Source organism: Streptomyces antimicrobicus (assembly GCF_020532625.1).
GTDB classification, from domain to species: Bacteria; Actinomycetota; Actinomycetes; order Streptomycetales; family Streptomycetaceae; genus Streptomyces; species Streptomyces antimicrobicus.
Genome location: NZ_JAJAUY010000046.1, coordinates 1 through 19,226, shown reverse-complemented (window position 1 = coordinate 19,226; position 19,226 = coordinate 1). Strand labels below are relative to the sequence as shown.

Annotated in this window: 20 protein-coding genes and 1 pseudogene; 15 read left to right on the top strand and 6 right to left on the bottom strand. The window is 74.2% G+C overall.

The annotated features are described in order from the left end of the window. The first annotated feature begins 105 nt into the window (after positions 1–105). The 8 genes from ald to LG632_RS14190 all read left to right on the top strand — a co-directional run bounded on the left by ald (position 106) and on the right by LG632_RS14190 (position 8,148). Positions 106–1,221: an alanine dehydrogenase gene (gene ald / locus LG632_RS14225; protein WP_226727408.1), complete on the top strand. Its 1,116-nt coding sequence runs from the start codon at positions 106–108 to the stop codon at positions 1,219–1,221. A 482-nt stretch (positions 1,222–1,703) separates the two neighbouring features. Further along, positions 1,704–2,741: a ParA family protein gene (locus LG632_RS14220; RefSeq protein WP_445271388.1), complete on the top strand. Its 1,038-nt coding sequence runs from the start codon at positions 1,704–1,706 to the stop codon at positions 2,739–2,741. Then, complete coding sequence (locus LG632_RS14215) at positions 2,726–3,253, top strand: hypothetical protein (protein ID WP_226727406.1); 528 nt, start codon at positions 2,726–2,728, stop codon at positions 3,251–3,253. Before LG632_RS14220 ends, LG632_RS14215 begins: the two co-directional genes overlap by 16 nt. 59 nt (positions 3,254–3,312) lie before the next feature. After that, positions 3,313–4,374 (top strand): segregation and condensation protein A, encoded by a 1,062-nt coding sequence (locus tag LG632_RS14210; RefSeq protein WP_226727405.1) that lies wholly within the window; start codon positions 3,313–3,315, stop codon positions 4,372–4,374. Then, the gene (gene scpB, locus LG632_RS14205) at positions 4,371–5,054 is read left to right on the top strand and encodes an SMC-Scp complex subunit ScpB (protein WP_226727404.1); all 684 of its coding nucleotides are present in this window, start codon (positions 4,371–4,373) and stop codon (positions 5,052–5,054) included. Before LG632_RS14210 ends, scpB begins: the two co-directional genes overlap by 4 nt. After that, entirely contained in the window at positions 5,054–6,208 is a 1,155-nt protein-coding gene (locus LG632_RS14200) for a pseudouridine synthase (protein ID WP_226727403.1), read from the top strand. The genes scpB and LG632_RS14200 overlap by 1 nt, the downstream gene beginning before the upstream one ends. Before the next feature lie 186 nt (positions 6,209–6,394). Next, positions 6,395–7,135, top strand: coding sequence for an NUDIX hydrolase (locus tag LG632_RS14195; protein ID WP_226727402.1), 741 nt, complete (start codon positions 6,395–6,397; stop codon positions 7,133–7,135). Beyond that, complete coding sequence (locus LG632_RS14190) at positions 7,132–8,148, top strand: ADP-ribosylglycohydrolase family protein (protein WP_226727401.1); 1,017 nt, start codon at positions 7,132–7,134, stop codon at positions 8,146–8,148. The genes LG632_RS14195 and LG632_RS14190 overlap by 4 nt, the downstream gene beginning before the upstream one ends. Before the next feature lie 111 nt (positions 8,149–8,259). Here LG632_RS14190 and LG632_RS14185 read toward each other — a convergent pair whose 3' ends face one another. The 3 genes from LG632_RS14185 to LG632_RS14175 all read right to left on the bottom strand — a co-directional run bounded on the left by LG632_RS14185 (position 8,260) and on the right by LG632_RS14175 (position 9,976). Then, positions 8,260–8,982: a nucleotidyltransferase domain-containing protein gene (locus LG632_RS14185; protein ID WP_226727400.1), complete on the bottom strand. Its 723-nt coding sequence runs from the start codon at positions 8,980–8,982 to the stop codon at positions 8,260–8,262. A gap of 28 nt (positions 8,983–9,010) precedes the next feature. Next, on the bottom strand, positions 9,011–9,538 hold the full coding sequence (locus tag LG632_RS14180) for a Rieske (2Fe-2S) protein (protein ID WP_226727399.1): 528 nt from the start codon (positions 9,536–9,538) through the stop codon (positions 9,011–9,013). A gap of 96 nt (positions 9,539–9,634) precedes the next feature. Beyond that, positions 9,635–9,976, bottom strand: a complete 342-nt coding sequence (locus tag LG632_RS14175; RefSeq protein ID WP_226727398.1) for a DUF952 domain-containing protein — start codon at positions 9,974–9,976, stop codon at positions 9,635–9,637. A 29-nt stretch (positions 9,977–10,005) separates the two neighbouring features. Here LG632_RS14175 and LG632_RS14170 point away from each other — a divergent pair, with 29 nt between their 5' ends. The 5 genes from LG632_RS14170 (at position 10,006) to der (ending at position 14,708) form a co-directional block, all read left to right on the top strand. Further along, positions 10,006–10,497, top strand: coding sequence for a YidB family protein (locus tag LG632_RS14170; RefSeq protein WP_374203480.1), 492 nt, complete (start codon positions 10,006–10,008; stop codon positions 10,495–10,497). Between the two features lie 110 nt (positions 10,498–10,607). After that, entirely contained in the window at positions 10,608–11,696 is a 1,089-nt protein-coding gene (locus tag LG632_RS14165; protein WP_226727396.1) for a prephenate dehydrogenase, read from the top strand. Between the two features lie 109 nt (positions 11,697–11,805). Then, the gene (cmk, locus tag LG632_RS14160; RefSeq protein WP_226727395.1) at positions 11,806–12,504 is read left to right on the top strand and encodes a (d)CMP kinase; all 699 of its coding nucleotides are present in this window, start codon (positions 11,806–11,808) and stop codon (positions 12,502–12,504) included. A 56-nt stretch (positions 12,505–12,560) separates the two neighbouring features. After that, complete coding sequence (locus tag LG632_RS14155) at positions 12,561–13,169, top strand: lysophospholipid acyltransferase family protein (protein ID WP_226727424.1); 609 nt, start codon at positions 12,561–12,563, stop codon at positions 13,167–13,169. Positions 13,170–13,244: 75 nt separating this feature from the next. Beyond that, positions 13,245–14,708 (top strand): ribosome biogenesis GTPase Der, encoded by a 1,464-nt coding sequence (gene der, locus LG632_RS14150; protein ID WP_226727394.1) that lies wholly within the window; start codon positions 13,245–13,247, stop codon positions 14,706–14,708. A gap of 59 nt (positions 14,709–14,767) precedes the next feature. On the opposite strand, the gene LG632_RS14145 is transcribed toward der, so the two are convergent. Together LG632_RS14145 and LG632_RS14140 are read right to left on the bottom strand one after the other, a co-directional pair. Next, positions 14,768–15,202, bottom strand: a complete 435-nt coding sequence (locus LG632_RS14145; RefSeq protein ID WP_226727393.1) for a hypothetical protein — start codon at positions 15,200–15,202, stop codon at positions 14,768–14,770. A 265-nt stretch (positions 15,203–15,467) separates the two neighbouring features. Continuing rightward, positions 15,468–16,277 (bottom strand): DUF8842 C-terminal domain-containing protein, encoded by an 810-nt coding sequence (locus LG632_RS14140; protein WP_226727392.1) that lies wholly within the window; start codon positions 16,275–16,277, stop codon positions 15,468–15,470. A 360-nt stretch (positions 16,278–16,637) separates the two neighbouring features. Here LG632_RS14140 and LG632_RS30725 point away from each other — a divergent pair, with 360 nt between their 5' ends. Then, on the top strand, positions 16,638–17,573 hold the full coding sequence (locus tag LG632_RS30725) for a LysM peptidoglycan-binding domain-containing protein (protein WP_374203479.1): 936 nt from the start codon (positions 16,638–16,640) through the stop codon (positions 17,571–17,573). A gap of 41 nt (positions 17,574–17,614) precedes the next feature. Then, positions 17,615–18,679, top strand: coding sequence for a helix-turn-helix transcriptional regulator (locus LG632_RS14130; protein WP_226727391.1), 1,065 nt, complete (start codon positions 17,615–17,617; stop codon positions 18,677–18,679). Positions 18,680–19,098: 419 nt separating this feature from the next. Here LG632_RS14130 and LG632_RS30805 read toward each other — a convergent pair. Further along, positions 19,099–19,226 (bottom strand): annotated as a pseudogene (locus LG632_RS30805) (phosphatase PAP2 family protein); the annotation flags it as partial.

Here is a 19,226-nt window from a genome sequence, read left to right as displayed (position 1 = left end):
GGCTCTGCCACGTCATCACGTGGTGCATCCCGTTGCGCACTCTTGTGAGCGGGTATGTATGGCATTGCACCGTAAAATCCCCTGAGCCAAGGACCGTGATCGACGATGAAGGTCGGCATCCCCCGCGAGGTCAAGAACAACGAGTTCCGGGTGGCCATCACCCCTGCCGGTGTGCACGAGCTCGTCCGTAACGGCCACCAGGTCTTCATCGAGCAGAACGCCGGTGTCGGCTCCTCGATCACCGACGCCGAGTACGTCGCCGCCGGCGCCGAGATCCTGGCCACCGCCGACGAGGTCTGGGCCACCGCCGACCTGCTGCTGAAGGTCAAGGAGCCGATCGCGGAGGAGTACCACCGCCTCCGCAAGGACCAGACCCTCTTCACCTACCTGCACCTGGCGGCCTCCCGCGAGTGCACGGACGCCCTGCTGGAGTCCGGCACCACCGCCATCGCGTACGAGACCGTCGAGCTCGCCAACCGCGCGCTGCCGCTGCTCGCCCCGATGTCCGAGGTCGCGGGCCGGCTGGCCCCGCAGGTCGGCGCCTACCACCTGATGCGCTCCGCCGGCGGCCGCGGCGTCCTGCCCGGCGGTGTCCCCGGCACCCACGCCGGCGAGTGCGTGGTCATCGGCGGTGGCGTCTCCGGCTGGAACGCCGCGCAGATCGCCATCGGCATGGGCTTCCACGTGACCCTGCTGGACAAGGACATCAACAAGCTCCGCGAGGCCGACAAGATCTTCGGCACGAAGATCAAGACGATCGTCTCCAACGCCTTCGAGCTGGAGAAGGCCGTCGTCGAGGCCGACCTCGTCATCGGCGCCGTGCTGATCCCGGGTGCGAAGGCCCCGAAGCTGGTCACCAACGAGCTCGTCGCCAAGATGAAGCCCGGAAGTGTCCTTGTCGACATTGCCATCGACCAGGGCGGCTGCTTCGAGGACTCCCGTCCGACCACCCACGCCGAGCCGACCTTCCAGGTCCACAACTCGGTCTTCTACTGCGTCGCCAACATGCCGGGCGCGGTGCCGAACACCTCCACCTACGCGCTGACCAACGCCACGCTGCCCTACATCGTGCAGCTCGCCAACCTCGGCTGGGTCGAGGCGCTGCGCCGTGACCCCGCCCTGGCCAAGGGCCTCAACACCCATGACGGCCAGGTCGTTTACGGCCCCGTCGCCGAGGCCCACGGCCTCGCCTCGGTGGAGCTGAGCGCCCTCCTCGGCTGACCCCGCGGGGTGCGCCCCGTCGGTCGCCGACAATCCGTCAACGACTGACGTCAATCTCACGTATCCGGCCGGACCTTGCCCCCAAGGTCCGGCCGGACGCGTTGCGGGGTGAGGCTCCTCACGCGCTCAACTCGCCTCGAACGTAACCCTTTAACCGTTTCGCACACCCGCGAAACTTCGCAGTGAGGGCTCGTACGCCCTTGACAGAGTGGTGTTCGGTTGCCGACACATCGTGCTGGGTCCGGCGGATTGTGTTGCTGCGGAGCGGTGACACGCCATAGAGTCGCCAACCGTCGGCATGGTGCCACGCTGACCTATCGATAAGTGTCCTGGTCACGTCCGAGGAGGTAAGACGACTTGTGAATGAGTCGACATTTGCTCCTGGGGGTGGTCAAGCAGGGGAGCCCGCGCGCAGCCAGGGTGCCGCCGGGCTCGAAACTGTCGGCTCCGTCGCAGTACGCACCTTCGCGAACCACCAGCACATGACGACGCCCCAGAAGAGCATGGACGGCCTAGACGTGAACTCCATGGCCGGCGACCTGAGCGGCCGAGAGCCCACCGGTTTCGCCGACTACGACGAGGTGCCCGAGGGGCACTTCTTTGACCCCGACGCCGAGTACGAACCCGACCCCGAGTACGCGGCCACCCTCGCCCCCGACGCCGCGAGACAGCGGCGCGAGCGGATCGGCCCCACCGGGCGGCCGTTGCCGTACTTCCCGATCCCGGGCCCGCTGACCGACCACGGTCCGGCGAAGATCATCGCGATGTGCAACCAGAAGGGCGGCGTCGGCAAGACCACGTCGACCATCAACCTGGGTGCCGCGCTCGCCGAGTACGGGCGCCGCGTCCTGCTCGTCGACTTCGACCCGCAGGGCGCCCTCTCGGTCGGCCTCGGCGTGAACCCGATGGAACTCGACCTGACGGTCTACAACCTGCTCATGGAGCGGGGCATGTCGGCCGACGAGGTGCTGCTCAAGACGGCCGTCCCCAACATGGACCTGCTGCCGAGCAACATCGACCTCTCCGCCGCCGAGGTGCAGTTGGTCAGCGAGGTCGCGCGCGAGTCGACGCTCCAGCGGGCGCTGAAGCCGCTGATGAACGACTACGACTACATCGTGATCGACTGCCAGCCCTCGCTGGGCCTGCTGACCGTGAACGCCCTGACGGCCGCTCACAAGGTCATCGTGCCGCTGGAATGCGAGTTCTTCGCGCTGCGCGGTGTGGCCCTGCTGACGGAGACCATCGAGAAGGTCCAGGAGCGCCTCAACCCGGAGCTCGAACTCGACGGCATCCTCGCCACGATGTACGACTCCCGCACGGTGCACAGCCGTGAGGTGCTCGCGCGCGTGGTCGAGGCCTTCGACGACCACGTCTACCACACCGTCATCGGGCGTACGGTGCGCTTCCCGGAGACCACGGTCGCCGGTGAGCCCATCACGACCTACGCCTCCAACTCCGTGGGTGCCGCCGCGTATCGCCAGCTCGCCAGGGAGGTGCTCGCCCGGTGTCACGCCGAGTGAGTCTGCCCGGAGCCGAAGAACTGTTCCGTACGACCGGGGGGATGGCCCTGCAGGCCTCCTCGCCGCGACGGGGGACGGACGAGCTGCCGTCCGCCGGAGCGGAGCTCGCGGTGCCGCCGCAGGAGGCGACGCCGGCCGAGGAGCACAGCCGGGAGGCTGAGCAGCCCAGGCAGCCGACCGTCGCCGCGCCGCGCCGTCCGCAGGAAGGTTCCGGCCCGGCCACGGCGGCCGCCGGTGCCGCAGCAGCAGCCGCAGCCGCCGCGCCGCGGCGGAAGGGGCGGGGGGCGAACCGCCGCCCCAGTGGGCGCGAGCGCCACGACGAGAAGATCACGGTCTACGTCTCCGCCGAGGAGCTCATGGACCTGGAGCACGCGCGCCTGGTGCTGCGCGGCGAGCACGGCCTGGCCGTCGACCGCGGCCGCATCGTGCGCGAGGCCGTGGCGGTCGTCCTGGCCGACCTGGAGTCGCGGGGCGACGCCTCGATCCTGGTCCGCCGCCTCCGTGGCCGCTGACCGGCTCCGCCGGTAGTCTGCCGCGGGGCCCCACCCCGCCCCCGCACCCCAGGACCGCAATGCCCCCCACCCCCCACCGCCGCCCCCTGGGCCGAGGCCCCCACGCCCCCGAGGCCCCCCTGACGGGGCCGGGGGAGCCGGGCCCCGACCACGCCCCGACGCCCACCCCCGGTGACGCCCCCGCGGCCGTGCAGGCCCCTGCGGCAGGTGCGGCGGGGCCGGGGGGCGAAGCCCCCGAGGTGCCGGTCGAGGTGGGGCAGCGCCCGGGCGCCGGTGCGTCTTCCGCTCCCGGGGACGCCCCCGCGGCCGCGGAGGCCCCCGTGGGGGGTGGGGGGACGTTCACGGTTCGGTTGGGGAATTTCGAAGGGCCCTTCGACCTGCTGCTGCAGTTGATCTCGCGGCACAAGCTCGACGTCACCGAGGTCGCGCTGTCCAAGGTCACCGACGAGTTCATGGCGCACATCCGGGCCATGGGGCCCGACTGGGACCTCGACCAGACCACCGAGTTCCTCGTCGTGGCCGCCACCCTGCTCGACCTCAAGGCAGCCCGGCTGCTGCCCGCCGCCGAGGTCGAGGACGAGGCCGACCTCGCGCTGCTCGAAGCGCGGGACCTGCTCTTCGCCCGGCTCCTGCAGTACCGGGCGTACAAGCAGATCGCCGCCCTCTTCGAGGAGCGCGCGCAGGACGAGGCCCGGCGCCACCCCCGTACCGTCGGCCTGGAGCCGCACCACGCCGACCTGCTCCCCGAGGTCGTCATCAGCATCGGCGCCGAGGGGTTCGCCCGGCTCGCGGTCAAGGCCATGCAGCCCAGGGCCGAGCCGCAGGTGTACGTCGACCACATCCACGCCCCGCTGGTCAGCGTCCGCGAGCAGGCGCAGATCGTCGTACGGCTGCTCCAGGCCCGGGGCGAGGCCACGTTCCAGGAGCTGACCGAGGGCGCCGAGGACACGCTCACCGTCGTGGCCCGGTTCCTGGCCCTGCTGGAGCTCTACCGGGAGAAGGCCGTGCAGCTCGAACAGGAGCAGGCCCTGGGCACGCTCACGGTCCGCTGGAGCGGCGGCGAGGGCGCCGGCCCGGCCGTGACCGACGAGTTCGACCGTGTGGTGGAGGAAGCCGAATGACGACCCAGCCGAGCGAGAGCACCCCGGCCGCCCCGGCGACGTCCGCCGCCCCGGCCGCCCCGGACGGCGAGCAGTCGGCGCTGCCCCTCAAGCCCGCCCTGGAGGCCGTCCTCATGGTGGTGGACGAGCCCGCCACCGAGGCCCACCTCGCCAAGGTGCTCGGCCGCTCCCCGCGCGAGGTCGCCGACGCCCTGCGCGAGCTGGCCGACGAGTACACCGTCCAGCGCCGCGGCTTCGAGCTGCGCCTGGTCGCCGGCGGCTGGCGGTTCTACAGCCGCGCCGAGTACGCCCCGGCGGTGGAGGCCTTCGTCCTGGACGGGCAGCAGGCCCGCCTCACCCAGGCGGCCCTGGAGACCCTGGCGGTCGTCGCGTACCGGCAGCCGGTGAGCCGTTCCCGGGTCTCCGCCGTCCGCGGGGTCAACTGCGACGGCGTCATGCGGACCCTCCTGCAGCGCGGTCTGGTCGAGGAGGCGGGCACGGAACCCGAAACAGGTGCGATCCTGTACAGGACGACGAACTACTTTCTGGAGCGGATGGGCCTGCGCGGCCTGGACGAGCTCCCCGAGCTCGCGCCCTTCCTCCCGGAGGCGGAAGCGATCGAGGCCGAGACGCAGGAAGGCGTCCCGTCGTTCGATCCGGACGCCCCGGACACCGACGAAGACGACAAGACGGAACTTTGATGCGAAGCAGCGGCGGCAACAGGAACAGCGGCAAGAGCGGCGGGCGCGGTAACTACCGCGGCGCCGGGAACTCGCGCGACGACCGGCAGGGCGGCCAGCCCCAGAGCCGTCCGCGCCGTCCCCGCCCCGAGGAGCGCCGCTACGACGTCGGCCCCGAGGGCGAGCGTTCCGGAGCCGGGCGCTCCGGCGCGGGCCGCTCCGGCGGTGGCCAGCCCGGCGGCGGCGGTGCCCGCGGCTCGGCGGCCCGCGGTGGCGCCAAGGGCGGCCCCAAGGCCCCGCAGGGCGGCCGCGGCGGCTCCCAGGGCGGCTACGGCCCCCGCGCCGGCCAGTCGCGTCCGCGTGAGTACGAGGCGCGCATCGAGGAGCGCAACCGTGAGCGCTACGCCGACAAGCCCCAGATCAAGACGCCCAAGACCTTCCCGGGCGCCGAGCTGGAGGGCGAGCGCCTGCAGAAGGTGCTGGCCCGGGCCGGCATGGGCTCGCGCCGCGCCTGCGAGGAGCTGATCGACCAGGCCCGCGTCGAGGTCAACGGCAAGATCGTCACCGAGCAGGGCCTGCGCGTCGACCCGCAGAAGGACGAGATCAAGGTCGACGGCCTGACCGTCGCCACCCAGTCGTACCTGTTCTTCGCGCTGAACAAGCCGGCCGGCGTGGTCTCCACCATGGAGGACCCCGACGGCCGCCAGTGCCTCGGCGACTACGTCACCAACCGCGAGACCCGGCTCTTCCACGTCGGCCGCCTCGACACGGAGACCGAGGGCATCATCCTGCTCACCAACCACGGCGAGCTGGCCCACCGCCTCACCCACCCGAAGTACGGCGTCCAGAAGACCTACCTGGCGGCCATCACCGGCCCGCTGCCGCGCGAGATCGGCAAGCGCCTGCAGTCCGGCATCCAGCTGGAGGACGGCTACGCGCGCGCCGACCACTTCCGCGTGGTCGACCAGGTCGGCAAGAACTACCTGGTCGAGGTGACCTTGCACGAGGGCCGCAAGCACATCGTCCGCCGGATGCTCGCCGAGGCGGGCTTCCCGGTCGAGAAGCTGGTCCGTACGGCCTTCGGCCCGATCGAGCTCGGCGACCAGAAGTCCGGCTGGCTGCGCCGCCTGACCAACACCGAGGTCGGCATGCTGATGCGCGAGGTCGGCCTCTAGCCGTCGTCCCTCCCCGGCTCTCCAGAAGCCCGCGGTGCTCCCGTAGCGCCGCGGGCTTCCGCTTGCCCGGACCACGTCCCGCCATTTATAGTCAGTGCGACCATAAAGGCGGGCCGGGCCCGTTCCTGGACCCACGGGGGTGGACCAGGACCGGGACCGCGCCGGACCCGCCGGGGGAGGACACGCATGACCGGCAGCATTCCGGCGGGCTACGACCCGTACGCCTACGAGCCCTTCGCCGTCACCGTGGACCTGGCCGTCTTCACCGTCCGCGCGGGGCAGCTGCACGTCCTGCTGATCCGGCGGGCCCAGGAGCCCCACCGGGGCGCCTGGGCGCTGCCCGGCGGCTTCGTGCTGCCGCGGGAGTCCGCCGAGCGGGCCGCGCGCCGCGAGCTGGCCGAGGAGACCGGCCTGCCGGCCCGCCTGGTCGGCGAGCTGCACCTGGAGCAGCTGCGCACCTACAGCGAGCCGGACCGCGACCCCCGGATGCGGGTGGTGTCCATCGCCTTCACCGCGCTCGTCCCGGACCTGCCCGAGCCCTCCGAGCAGGGCGGCGGCGACGCCGACCGGGCCCGCTGGGTCCCGGTGGAGCGGACCGGCGAGCTGGCCTTCGACCACGGGCGGATCCTGGCCGACGCCCGGACCAGGATCGGCGCCAAGCTCGAGTACACCTGCCTGGCCACGGCCTTCTGCCCGCCCGAGTTCACCCTCGGCGAGCTCCAGGCCGTCTACGAGACGGTGTGGGACACCGTCCTCGACCGCCCCAACTTCCGCCGCAAGGTGCTCGCCACCCCCGGCTTCGTCGAGGCCGTGCCCGGCGCCGCCCGGCTCACCGGCGGCCGCGGCAAACCGGCCGCCCTCTACCGCGCCGGTCCCGCCACCGCGCTCCATCCACCGCTGCTCCGCCCGGAAGGACACCGCCGATGACCACCAAGCGACCGGCCACCGGGGCCCTGATCGGCCTCGCCCTCGGCGACGCGCTGGGCTTCCCGACCGAGTTCCACGACGTCCCGTCGATCCTGGCCACGTCCGGCCCCTGGCGGGAGATGCGGCTGCCGCGCCCGGCGGTCGTCACCGACGACACCCAGATGACCCTGGCCCTCGCCCGCGGCATCCGCACCGCGGCGGAGCACGGCCGGCCCGCCCCGCTCCGGCTGACCCGCCCGGTCCGCGAGGAATTCGTCGACTGGTACCACTCCCCGGACAACAACCGCGCCCCCGGCAGCACCTGCCTGCGCGCCTGCCGGCTGCTGGACGACCCGGCCCGGGACTGGCGGGACGCCAGCCAGCTCGGCTCCAAGGGCTGCGGGGCCAACATGCGGGTCGTGCCGGTCGGGCTGGTGCCCGGCTGGACCGAGGAGGAGCGGGCCGGCGCCGCCCAGCTCCAGTCGGCCCTCACCCACGGGCACCCGACCGCGCTCGCGGCCTCCGACCTGACCGCGTACGCCGTCCGGCTGCTGGCCGACGGGACCGAGGTCACCGGACTGGTCGGCCGGCTGCGCTCGTACGCGCTCCACCACCGCGCCACGTACCACGAGCGCTGGCTCGGCGACCTGTGGGCGCGCAGTGCGAGCGACCCCTCGCCGGAGGCGTTCGCCGCCCGCGGCTGGGACGAGTGCCTGGCCGTCCTCGACCGGCTCGCGGCGGCCCTGAAGCACCCCGCCCCGGAGCTGGACCCCTGCCTGGCCACCGGCGAGGGCTGGATCGCCGAGGAGGCCCTCGCCACCGCCCTGCACTGCTTCCTGCTCTTCCCCGACGAGCCGCTGACCGCGCTGCGCCGGGCGGCCTGCACCGCCGGGGACTCCGACTCGATCGCGTGCCTCACGGGGGCCTTCGCGGGCGCCCACCTCGGGGCGGACGTCTGGCCCCGGGACTGGGAGGGCCGGATCGAGTACCGCGACGAACTGCTGGCCTTCGGCGCGCTCTGGGACCGGCCCTGAGCGGCGCCCGGCGGGACAGGCCCTGAGCGGCGCCCGGCGTTCCTGGGCCGCGTCGGACGCCCCCGGCCGCCGGCGCCCCGCCCGGCGCTCGGCCGGCGCCCAGCCCGGCGCCTAGGCCGGCGCCGCCTCGGCCGAGGCCCGGCGGGTGCGCAGCAGGAAGTCGGCCACCCGCGCCCGGTCCGGCTCGGCGGGCAGGGTGGTGGTCCGCAGGGCCGCCTCCGTCTCCTCGGACAGCCGGGCGGTCCACGCCGTCACCTCGTCCCAGCCGCGCTCGCCGCGCCGCACCGCGAGCAGGTCCGTACGGTACGGGCCCGCGTCCACGCTCAGGCGGCCGGTGCGCAGCAGGTCGCGGCACGACAGCAGCAGCCGCAGCAGGTGCATGGCGTGCTTCCAGCGCGGGGCGCCGTGAGCGCGTACGTCCGCTTCGAGCTTCCCCCACTGCGAGCGCGCGTACCGGCTGAAGCTCGCGTGGGCCCGGCGGGACAGGAACGCCCCGCGCAGGTCCAGGAGTTCCTCGCCGACCGGGGTGAGGACCTCCACCAAGGGGGAGTGCAGGCACTCCAGGATGGTGGGGTTGGCCTTCAGCGCCAGCTCGCAAAAACGCTCCAGCTCCCAGGAGAACTGCTCCTGCGCAGGCCCCTCCACGTGCGTCGGCGGCTTCTCGAAGCGCCAGAACAGCGGCGTCGGGGCGAGGTAGACACCGCGCCGGTCGGTGTCGCTCGCCTCGGTCGCCAGGCCGAAGGCGCGCGAGCCCATGACACAGGAGTAGACGGTGTGGTCGCGCACCAGGGTCAGGGGCAGCGGGTGCCGCGCCGGAGGGGTCTGCTCGTCCATCGGGCGAGCGTAGGCGGACCCCCGGCGGCTACGCGAGCTTGATTTCGCCGCCCTCGACCGTGATGGCGCGGGCCGGCAGCGGCCGGGTGGCCGGGCCCTGGGCCACCGCGCCGGTCGCCATCTCGAACCTGCTGCCGTGGCAGGGGCAGTCGATGGTGCCGTTCTCGACCTTGCTCACCGTGCAGCCCTGGTGGGTGCAGACCGCGGAGAACGCCTTGAACGTGCCCGCCCGCGGCTGGGTGACCACCACCTTCTCGGCGGTGGCGACCTTGCCGCCGCCGACCGGCACGTCCGAGGTCCGCATCAGCGCGGCGCCGGCCCCGGTGCCGGCACCGGTCGTGGTCATGGGCGTCCCCGCGGCGGCCGGGGAGGACGGCGGGGCGCCGCCGCCCGCCTCCTCGCCGGAGCCGCAGGCGCCCAGGGCGCCGCCGGCCAGGGCGGCGCAGCCCGCCGCCAGCACCGTGCGCCGGGCGGCGGGCAGCGGTGCCCGGGGGTCACGGGGCGCGTCGGGTTCACGGGATGCGCGGGGTTCACGGGGTGCGCGGGGCTCGCTCATGACATCTCCTCGCTTCGTCTCCCGGCCGGTGCGCGACCGGGACGGCGAGCAGCATCCTGGACCCCGCCGCGGGGCGGCGGGCGTACGCCGCGCCGGTCAGGCGCCCGGTTCCCACGGGACGAGGGCGGCCGGCCGGCCCGGTTCCCGGACGACCTCCCACAGCCGGGCGGCGGCGGCCCGGTCCAGCGGGCCGTGCACGTGCGGGTAGCGGGCCCCCGCCTCGCCCTCCCGGCTCACCTCGGAGGTCAGGGCGCGCTCGTCGAGCTCGACGGCCAGCAGCGTGCCCGGGACGTCCCGGTAGTACCGGTCGGCGATCTCCAGCGCGGTCGGCCGGTCCGCCGAACAGTGCACGAAGCCCTCGGAATCGAGCGAGGGCGGCGCGTACGGCAGCTCGGGACGGGCCGACCAGTCGGCGAGCGGGACGATGTGGAAGATCATGCCCACGTTGTACCGCAGGACACCGCCCGGTGGCGGCACGCGGCGGTCCGGGCGACATTGGCCGTGATCCCCGTCCCCCGGCGAAAGGCACGACCATGGCGGGAAACGTCCTCGGCTCGCTGCTCGGCGGCCTCCTCGGCGGCGGCCCGGGCGGCAGCGCCGCCGCCGGCGGCAACGTCCTCGGCTCGCTGCTCGGCGGCCTGCTGGGCGGCGGCGGTGCCCGGGCAGCCGACGGCAACCCGCTCGGCGGACTGCTGGACATGCTGGCCAAGGCCGGCCTGGCGGACCAGGCGCAGTCGTGGATCGGGACCGGCGACAACGAGCCCCTGACCCCCGACCAGGTCAAGCAGGCGCTGCCGGACGACACCCTCCAGCAGGCGGCGCGGCAGGCCGGGGTCAGCCCCGACCAGGCCGCGGACCAGATCGCCCGGCAGCTGCCGCAGGTGGTCGACCAGCTGACGCCCGAGGGGCAGGTGCCCTCCGGTTCGCTGGAGGACATCATCCGCCGGCAGAAGTTCTGACCCGCGCCGCCCCGCCCGGGGGAGCGGGGCCTCCCCCCGGCGTCCGCCGGCGGCCGACGCTGGCTACGCTGATCACGCCGACCCGTGCAGCAACCGAGGAGCGCCCCCACGTGAGAACCGCCGTCGTCATCGGAACCGGGCTGATCGGCACCTCCGCGGCGCTCGCGCTGGCCGGGCGCGGGGTGACCGTGCACCTGTCCGACCACGACCCCGCCGCCGCGCGGACGGCCGCCTCGCTCGGCGCCGGCACGTACGAGCCGCCCGAGGGCCCGGTGGACCTCGCGATCGTCGCCGTGCCCCCGGCCCACGTCGCCGACGCGCTCGCGGACGCGATCGGCCGGGGCCTGGCGCGCGCGTACGTGGACGTCGCCAGTGTCAAGGGCGGACCGCGGCGCGAGCTGGAGTCCCGGGGCGTGGACGTCAGCTCGTACATCGGGACCCACCCGATGGCCGGCAAGGAGCGGTCCGGGCCGCTGGCCGCCACCGCCGACCTCTTCGAGGGCCGCCCCTGGGTGCTCACGCCGACCCGCGAGACCGACCACGAGGTGCTGAACCTGGCGCTGGAGCTCGTCGCCCTGTGCCGGGCCGTGCCGGTGGTCATGGACGCCGACGCCCACGACCGGGCCGTCGCGCTGGTCTCCCACACCCCGCAGCTGGTCTCCAGCATGGTCGCGGCCCGCCTGGAGGAGGCCGAGGAGTCCGCCGTACGGCTGTGCGGCCAGGGCATCCGCGACGTGACCCGGATCGCCGCCTCCGACCCCCGGATGTGGGTGGAGATCCTCTCCGCCAACCCCGGGCCGGTCGCCGACGTGCTCGCCGGCATCGCCGCCGACCTGGAGGAGACCGTGCACGCGCTGCGCGGCCTGCAGTCCGCCGACGCCTCCGACCGCCGCCGCGGTGCCAAGGGCATCGAGGACGTGCTGCGCCGCGGCAACGCCGGCCGGGACCGGGTGCCGGGCAAGCACGGCGCCGCCCCGGCCCAGTACGAGACCGTGGCGGTCTTCATCAGCGACCGGCCGGGCGAGCTGGCCCGGATCTTCGCCGACGCCGGCCGCGCCGGGGTCAACGTGGAGGACGTCCGCATCGAGCACGCCACCGGGCAGCAGGCGGGCCTGGTGCAGCTCATGGTGGAGCCGCGGGCGGCCGCGGTCCTCACCGCCGAACTGCGCGAACGCGGCTGGGCGCTGCGGCAGCAGTAGGGCCCCCGCCTGCGCGCGGAAGGCCCAGCCGCGTCGGGCCGGTAACCTTGGACAGGGGCGCTTTGGCGCGCCCGGAACCCGCACGTCCGACCAGGAAGGCGCACGCCCCGTGGAAACCGCCGCTCCGTCCGCCGTGATCGTCGCCATCGACGGTCCCTCCGGCACGGGCAAGTCCAGCACCTCCAAGGCCGTGGCCGCCCAGCTCGGGCTGCGCTACCTGGACACCGGTGCCCAGTACCGGGCCATCACCTGGTGGATGATCACCAACGGCGTGGACACCGACGACCCGCACGCCGTCGCCGTGGCCGCGGGCAAGCCGGTCATCGAGTCCGGCACCGACCCGTCCGCGCCCACCATCACGGTCGACGGCCTGGACGCCTCCGGCCCGATCCGCACCCAGGAGGTCACCTCCAAGGTCAGCGCCGTCAGCGCCGTGCCCGAGGTGCGCACCCTGATCACCGAGCTGCAGCGGCGCATCGCCGCCGGGGCCCGGGACGGGATCGTGGTCGAGGGCCGCGACATCGGCACCACCGTGCTCCCCGACGCCGACCTGAAGATCTTCCTGACGGCGTCCGCCGAGGCCCGTGCCGCCCGCCGCAACGGCGAGCTGGCGGGCAAGGAGGCCGCGGACCTCGCGGCCACCAAGGAGGCCCTGATCAAGCGGGACGCGGCCGACTCCGGCCGCAAGACCTCCCCGCTGGCCAAGGCCGACGACGCCGTCGAGGTCGACACCACCGCGCTGACCCTGGACCAGGTGATCGCGCACGTGGTGGCCCTCGTGGAGGAGAAGCGGACGGCCGGCAAGTGACTGCGACGCCCTCCCCCAAGGGTGCGGCGGTCGGGCGGCGGATCGGCATCGGGCTCATGTACGGGCTGTGGAGGCCCCGCGTGCTCGGCGCCTGGAAGGTACCGGCCTCCGGCCCGGTCATCCTCGCGGTCAACCACGCCCACAACATCGACGGGCCGATGCTGATGGGGACGGCACCGCGACCGGTGCACTTCCTGATCAAGAAGGAGGCCTTCGTCGGCCCCCTCGGCCCCTTCCTGCAGGGCATCGGCCAGATCGACGTCGACCGGTCCGGCACCGACCGCACCGCCGTCACCCGCGCGCTCGGCGTGCTGAGCGACGGCGGCGCCCTCGGGATCTTCCCCGAGGGCACCCGGGGCGAGGGCGACTTCGCCTCCCTGCGGGCCGGCCTCGCGTACTTCGCCGTACGGTCGGGGGCCCCGATCGTGCCGGTGGCGGTGCTGGGCAGCAGCGAGCGCCGCGGCCGGCTGATCAAGGGCCTGCCGCCGCTGCGCAGCCGCGTCGACATCGTCTTCGGCGATCCCTTCGCCGCCGGCGACGGCTCCGGCCGGCGCACGCGGGCCGCGCTCGACGCGGCCACCGTACGCATCCAGGAGCACCTCACGGCCCACCTGGCGGACGCCAGGCGCCTGACCGGGCGCGAACGGGCGCCCGAGCAGGTCTGAGCTGCGAGACTTGAACCAGTAGTGGGCCCGCCCGCGGGCGCCACCGACCACCACGAACGACGAGGAACGGACTTCATGAACGACCAGCACGACCACGGAGCGCTTGGCGACGCCGAGTACGCGGAGTTCATGGAGCTCGCCGCGGAAGAGGGCTTCGACATCGAGGACGTCGAGGGCGCCATCGAGGAGGCCGGCCACGGCCCCCTCCCGGTCCTCGCCGTCGTCGGCCGGCCGAACGTCGGCAAGTCGACCCTGGTGAACCGCATCATCGGCCGCCGCGAGGCGGTCGTCGAGGACAAGCCCGGCGTCACCCGCGACCGGGTCACCTACGAGGCCGAGTGGGCGGGCCGCCGCTTCAAGGTCGTCGACACCGGCGGCTGGGAGCAGGACGTCCTCGGCATCGACGCCTCCGTCGCCGCCCAGGCCGAGTACGCCATCGAGGCCGCCGACGCGGTCGTCTTCGTGGTGGACGCCAAGGTCGGCGCGACCGACACCGACGAGGCCGTCGTCAAGCTGCTGCGCCGCGCCGGCAAGCCGGTGGTCCTGGCCGCCAACAAGGTGGACGGCCAGTCCGGCGAGGCCGACGCCGCCTACCTGTGGTCCCTCGGCCTCGGTGAGCCCTACCCGGTCTCCGCCCTGCACGGCCGCGGCACCGGCGACCTGCTCGACCAGGTCCTCGCCGTGCTGCCGGAGGCCCCCGCGCAGACCTTCGGCGGGACCGCGCTCGGCGGCCCGCGCCGGATCGCCCTGATCGGCCGTCCCAACGTCGGCAAGTCCTCGCTGCTCAACAAGGTGGCGCGCGAGGAGCGCGTGGTCGTCAACGAGCTGGCGGGCACCACCCGCGACCCCGTCGACGAGCTGATCGAGCTCGGCGGCGTGACCTGGAAGTTCGTGGACACCGCCGGCATCCGCAAGCGCGTCCACCTCCAGCAGGGCGCCGACTACTACGCCTCCCTGCGCACGGCCGCGGCCGTGGAGAAGGCGGAGGTCGCCGTCGTCCTGATCGACGCGAGCGAGTCGATCAGCGTCCAGGACCAGCGCATCATCACCATGGCGGTCGAGGCCGGCCGGGCGCTGGTGATCGCGTACAACAAGTGGGACACCCTCGACGAGGAGCGCCGCTACTACCTCGAGCGCGAGATCGAGACCGAGATGCAGCAGGTCGCGTGGGCGCCCCGGGTGAACGTCTCGGCGCTGACCGGCCGTCACATGGAGAAGCTGGTCCCGGCGATCGAGACGGCCCTTGCGGGCTGGGAGACCCGGGTCCCGACGGGCCGCCTCAACGCCTTCCTGGGCGAGCTGGTCGCCGCCCACCCGCACCCGATCCGCGGCGGCAAGCAGCCGCGCATCCTGTTCGGCACCCAGGCCGGCACCAAGCCGCCGCGGTTCGTGCTCTTCGCCTCGGGCTTCCTGGAGCACGGCTACCGGCGCTTCGTCGAGCGCCGGCTGCGCGAGGAGTTCGGCTTCGAGGGCACCCCGATCCACATCTCGGTGCGGGTGCGGGAGAAGCGCGGCAGCAAGGCGGCGAAGAAGAAGTAGCGGCGGCCGGCGGCCGCGAGGCCGCCCGGCAGTGGCGCGGCGGTGAGCGGCGGGGGCGGTCAGTAGCCCCGGCGCGGAGCGGGCGGCAGGGCCGCCGGGATGTGGTGCATCCCGGTCTGGTGCTGCCGCCCGTTGCCGTACGTGCCCGAGCCGGAGGCGGCCGCGGCGTACAGCGGCTGGGGCTGCTGGGCGGGGGCGTGGACCGTCTGCCAAGGGTCGGTCTGCCATGCGGAACCGTTCCATCCGCTGACACTGCTGAAGGTGGGGTACCCGCCTGCGGCGGAGCCGGCGCCGACGAGGGAGCCGGCCCCCGAACCGGAGGCGCCGCCGGAGCCGGGACCGTAGCTGCCGAAGGCCGTGAAGCCGAGGTCCTCCTCACCCGTACGATCGCCCGGCAGGGCCCGGAACGAGCGCAGGTACTCCGAGTACAGCGCGTCGTAGATGGGGGTGGGGCTGTGGAAGGACGGGGCGCGGGAGGGGTCGTGTGAATGCACGTATCAGCCAACGAACCCGATGGCTTACGGATGCGGGGGCCGAGCGAAAAACGCCGATGTCCGGGGCGTGCCGCCGGCGTCCGGCAGTCGGCCGAGGCACCTGCCGCCGCCCGGACTCCGGCGCACGGAAACGGACATGCCGCCGCCGCCGTCGGGCCCCGGGACGGCGGGACCGGACGGCGGCGGATGCGTTCCCCGGCAGGGGCGTTCCCCCGCGAGGGGAGTTCTCCCGCGAGGGGAGTTCTCCCGCGTCGGGAGCGGCGGCTCAGGTGCCGGCGAGCGGCATGGAGGCGGCCACGAGCTTGCCCCCGGCGGCCGCCTTGTCCAGCGCGTCGCGCAGCAGGTCCTCGCGGGGCTGCTGGCCGATGGAGCCGACCGGAGCGGCGTAGACGAGGACGCGCTTGGTCTTGTTGACGGCCTGCCGCCAGCCCTCGGTGACCGACAGCGCCTGGTGGGCCTGCCACCAGGCCACCTGACCGCCGGCCTCGCCGCCGGGCTGGAGCACGGCGTGCAGCTGGCCGCCGGCGAGCAGCACCGACCAGCCGGCGAGCGGGGAGGGCAGCTCGGCGGTGTCGGTGACCGGGATGAACCCCTGCTCGATGAGCAGCGGCAGGAAGTCGTCGCCGGGACCGGTGGTGCCCGGGCGGGCGATCGGCGCGGTCGGCTCGACCACCAGGGCGGGGTGCAGGTCGCCGTCGATCAGGACCAGGCCGCTGGTGATGCCGAGGACGGCCTGGCCGCCGGGCTCGGACCGCGGCACGTCGGCGGTGGGCGCGCCGGCCGCGGGGGTGGCGGGGCTCTCACCGGTGATGCTGGCGACGGCGCCCTGGAGCTGCTCCTCGGAGACGGTCACGACCTGCGAGGGGATGCAGCGGCCGTGGGCGAAGGCGAGGACGGCGGTCTCCTCGCCGACGAACAGCACGGTGCTGGTGGGCTCGCGCTCGGAGTCTCCCGGCGTGCGGCAGGAGGTGCAGTCGTAACTGCCCGGCGCGGTCTCACCGCGAAGCAGCAGGTCGGCTTCTTCGTCGCCGATCTCGGCGCGTACGTCATCACTGACGTCGAGCATGCGCGGCACGGGGTGACTCCTCGGACTAGGACGGAAACAATGTGCAGAGCAACGGAGCGGGACCGCACGGCACGGCACGACAGGGTGCGCGGCCGGGCGGTTCCCGGCTCTCCGGGCTCAACGGGGGAGGGGTGGCCGGGGTCACGCCGGAAGGGGGAACGGATTCGAACCGGGCGCCCGAAGGGGTGACACCCGGGAAGAAGGCTTTCTCTCCGTTCCAACTCCTGCTCGTTTGCGGCCACTTGATGTCGAGGATTGGCGGTTTCGAGCGCGGGGGGCGTGGGGCGCCGGTCGGCCGACCGGGTAGCGGTGCCGCGCCGCCCGCGCGCCGGGCCCCGACACGCCGCCCGCGGCGTGCATGGTGACCCGATGCCCGACCTCCACCGCCCCGAGACCGCCCCCGCGGCAGTGACGCGAGCGGCCTCCGCCACGGCCCTGGCCGTGACGGCGACGGCGACCGTGACGCTGCTGTGGGCCGCGACGGTGCTGTGGACCGCGACGGTGACGGTGGCCCGGCCCGTCGGGGCGCCGGCCGCACCGCCGCCACCCGCGCCCGGACCGGGCGGCGTGGGCGCGATCGGCTCGCCCGGGAAGATCGGCTCGGGCCCGGGGGACTGCGGACCGGGCGGCCGATGGCCGTGGGACTGCGTGGCGGACTGCGAGAGCAGCGGCCGTTGGCACATCAACACGGGCAACGGCTTCTACGGCGGGCTGCAGTTCTGGCAGCGGACCTGGGAGGACAACGGGGGCCTGCGGTTCGCCGCGCGGGCCGACCTGGCCACGCGGGAGCAGCAGATCGAGGTGGGGGAGGAGGTCGTGGCCACGCAGGGGTGGCAGGCGTGGCCGGTGTGCTCGAAGCGGTACGGGCTGGCGGGGCGGTGGCATGTGGTGCGGTCCGGGGAGACGCTGTCCTCGGTGGCCCGCAAACGCCGGGTGCAGGGCGGCTGGCGCACCCTGTACGAAGCCAACCGCACCACGCTGGGCCCCTCCCCCCACGCCCTCCCCCCGGGCACCTCCTTGCTCCTGCCAACCCCGAGCCCCCCGAGCTCCCCGAGCCTCCCGACCTCTCCGGCTCCTTCGGCTTCCGCCGCACCTTCGGCCTCCGCCGCCCCTTCGGGCTCTTCGGCCCCTTCGACCCCTCCAGCTTCCCCCGCCCCTCCGGCTTCCCCCGCCCCTTCGGCCTCTGCCGTCGCTCCGGTCGCGCCGAGGCCTCCGGCCTCCACGTCGCCGAGCCCCCGGCCGCCGACGGCGGAGCCGGTGGGGGGAGTGGGCCGTGTCCGGGCCGGGCTACCGCAGGTGTCGTAGCGGGGCCGGGCGCGTCCTGGCCCGATGGCACACTCGGGCCCATGCTGGAGACCTCCGCACGACTTCTGCGCCTGCTGTCCCTCCTGCAGGCCCACCGCGAATGGACCGGCGCCGACCTGGCGCAGCGCCTCGGCGTGACCCCCCGCACGGTCCGGCGGGACGTGGAACGGCTGCGGGAACTCGGGTATCCCGTCAACGCCAGCCCGGGCACCGGCGGCGGCTACCAGCTCGGCGCCGGCGCCGAGCTGCCGCCGCTGCTGCTCGACGACGACGAGGCGGTGGCCGTGGCGGTGGGTCTGCGGACCGCCGCGGGCAACGGCGTCGAGGGGATCGGTGAGGCTTCCGTCCGGGCGCTGGCCAAGCTGGAGCAGGTGCTGCCGGGCCGGCTGCGCCGCCGGGTGTCCGCGCTCAACGAGTTCACCGTCTCCATGCTGCGCTGCCCCCAGCGCTCCACGGTGGACGCCTCCGTGCTCACCGAGCTGGCCACCGTGTGCCGCGACAGCGAGCGGCTGCGGTTCGCCTACCGCGACCACGACGGCGCCACCACCCGCCGCCTGGTCGAGCCGCACCGCCTGGTGTGCAGCGAGCGCCGCTGGTACCTGGTCGCCTGGGACGTGGACCGGGCGGACTGGCGCACCTTCCGCGCCGACCGCGTCGAGCCGCGCCCGCCGCACGGCCCCCGCTTCACCCCGCGCACCCCGCCCGCCGAGGACCTGGCCGCGTACGTCTCCCGGGGCGTCGCGCAGCGGGCGTACGTCGCCCAGGCCGTGCTCCGGCTCCATGCGCCGGCCGCGGAGGCGGCCCAGCAGATCTCGCCGTCGGCCGGGGTGCTGGAACCGCTCGACGACCGGTCGTGCCTGCTGCGCACCGGCGCCGCCAGCCTCGACCACCTGCTCGTCCACGTGCTGCTGATGGGCTACGAGTTCGACGTGGTGGAGCCGCCGGAGCTGCGCGAGCGGATCGCGGCGGCCCGGGACCGGCTGGGGCGGGCGGTCCAGCGGTCGGCGGTCGCGCCGGTCGCCGAGCCCGTCACCGCGCCCGCCGCCCAGCCCGTCACCGCGCCCGCCGCCCAGCCCGTCACCGCACCCGCGACCGCCTCCGGGTGAAGAAATGATGAGGGAGATGGTCGTACGGAACGGGTCCGTTCGGAAGCCGTTCCACGGGCCGTCAGTTTCCTTGCCGAGCGGGAGCCCTGGGAATTGCGCGGACGCTCGTGCGGGACGCGTCCGGGGGGAATGGGGTAGGGCGATATCGGCCGGGTGCGCCGGCGTCTCCCGGGTAATTCGCCGGTTCGGTATTCGCGTGCTCGGCGGCTGGGTGACGGTGAAACAGTTGTCGACATTCCGTGACCCAAGCGTGACCCGGCTCGGAGGAACCGCCGGGCGCCACGCTGACGCGGCTGGACGAAACGACCGACCGAGCGGCTGAGCGACCGGCTGACCGACCGACGGCCGTCGGTCCTTGCGCGTTCCTCACGGCGGCGGGTGTGCGTACCGTTCCCGCCGTGCGGTGTCCCGGGCGGCGCTCAGCCCCCGGTGACGGGGCGGGCCGCGGTGGCGCCCCGGGGTGCGCCGCGCTCGGCGTGGGGCGGTCGGCGGCTGCCCGCCGGAGTGAGCGGGGTGCGCTCGGAGCGGATCACGTGGGGCCGGGCCG

Excerpts from the sequence above, each read along its gene's own strand:
- LG632_RS14210 (WP_226727405.1), top strand. The coding sequence starts at position 3,313 with ATGCCCCCCACCCCCCACCGCCGCCCCCTGGGCCGAGGCCCCCACGCC.
- LG632_RS14155 (WP_226727424.1), top strand. The coding sequence starts at position 12,561 with ATGTACGGGCTGTGGAGGCCCCGCGTGCTCGGCGCCTGGAAGGTACCG.
- LG632_RS14200 (WP_226727403.1), top strand. The coding sequence starts at position 5,054 with ATGCGAAGCAGCGGCGGCAACAGGAACAGCGGCAAGAGCGGCGGGCGC.
- LG632_RS14180 (WP_226727399.1), bottom strand. The coding sequence starts at position 9,538 with ATGAGCGAGCCCCGCGCACCCCGTGAACCCCGCGCATCCCGTGAACCC.
- LG632_RS14130 (WP_226727391.1), top strand. The coding sequence starts at position 17,615 with ATGCTGGAGACCTCCGCACGACTTCTGCGCCTGCTGTCCCTCCTGCAG.
- der (WP_226727394.1), top strand. The coding sequence starts at position 13,245 with ATGAACGACCAGCACGACCACGGAGCGCTTGGCGACGCCGAGTACGCG.
- LG632_RS14220 (WP_445271388.1), top strand. The coding sequence starts at position 1,704 with ATGACGACGCCCCAGAAGAGCATGGACGGCCTAGACGTGAACTCCATG.
- LG632_RS14175 (WP_226727398.1), bottom strand. The coding sequence starts at position 9,976 with ATGATCTTCCACATCGTCCCGCTCGCCGACTGGTCGGCCCGTCCCGAG.
- LG632_RS14190 (WP_226727401.1), top strand. The coding sequence starts at position 7,132 with ATGACCACCAAGCGACCGGCCACCGGGGCCCTGATCGGCCTCGCCCTC.
- ald (WP_226727408.1), top strand. The coding sequence starts at position 106 with ATGAAGGTCGGCATCCCCCGCGAGGTCAAGAACAACGAGTTCCGGGTG.
- scpB (WP_226727404.1), top strand. The coding sequence starts at position 4,371 with ATGACGACCCAGCCGAGCGAGAGCACCCCGGCCGCCCCGGCGACGTCC.
- LG632_RS14185 (WP_226727400.1), bottom strand. The coding sequence starts at position 8,982 with ATGGACGAGCAGACCCCTCCGGCGCGGCACCCGCTGCCCCTGACCCTG.
- LG632_RS30725 (WP_374203479.1), top strand. The coding sequence starts at position 16,638 with ATGCCCGACCTCCACCGCCCCGAGACCGCCCCCGCGGCAGTGACGCGA.
- LG632_RS14195 (WP_226727402.1), top strand. The coding sequence starts at position 6,395 with ATGACCGGCAGCATTCCGGCGGGCTACGACCCGTACGCCTACGAGCCC.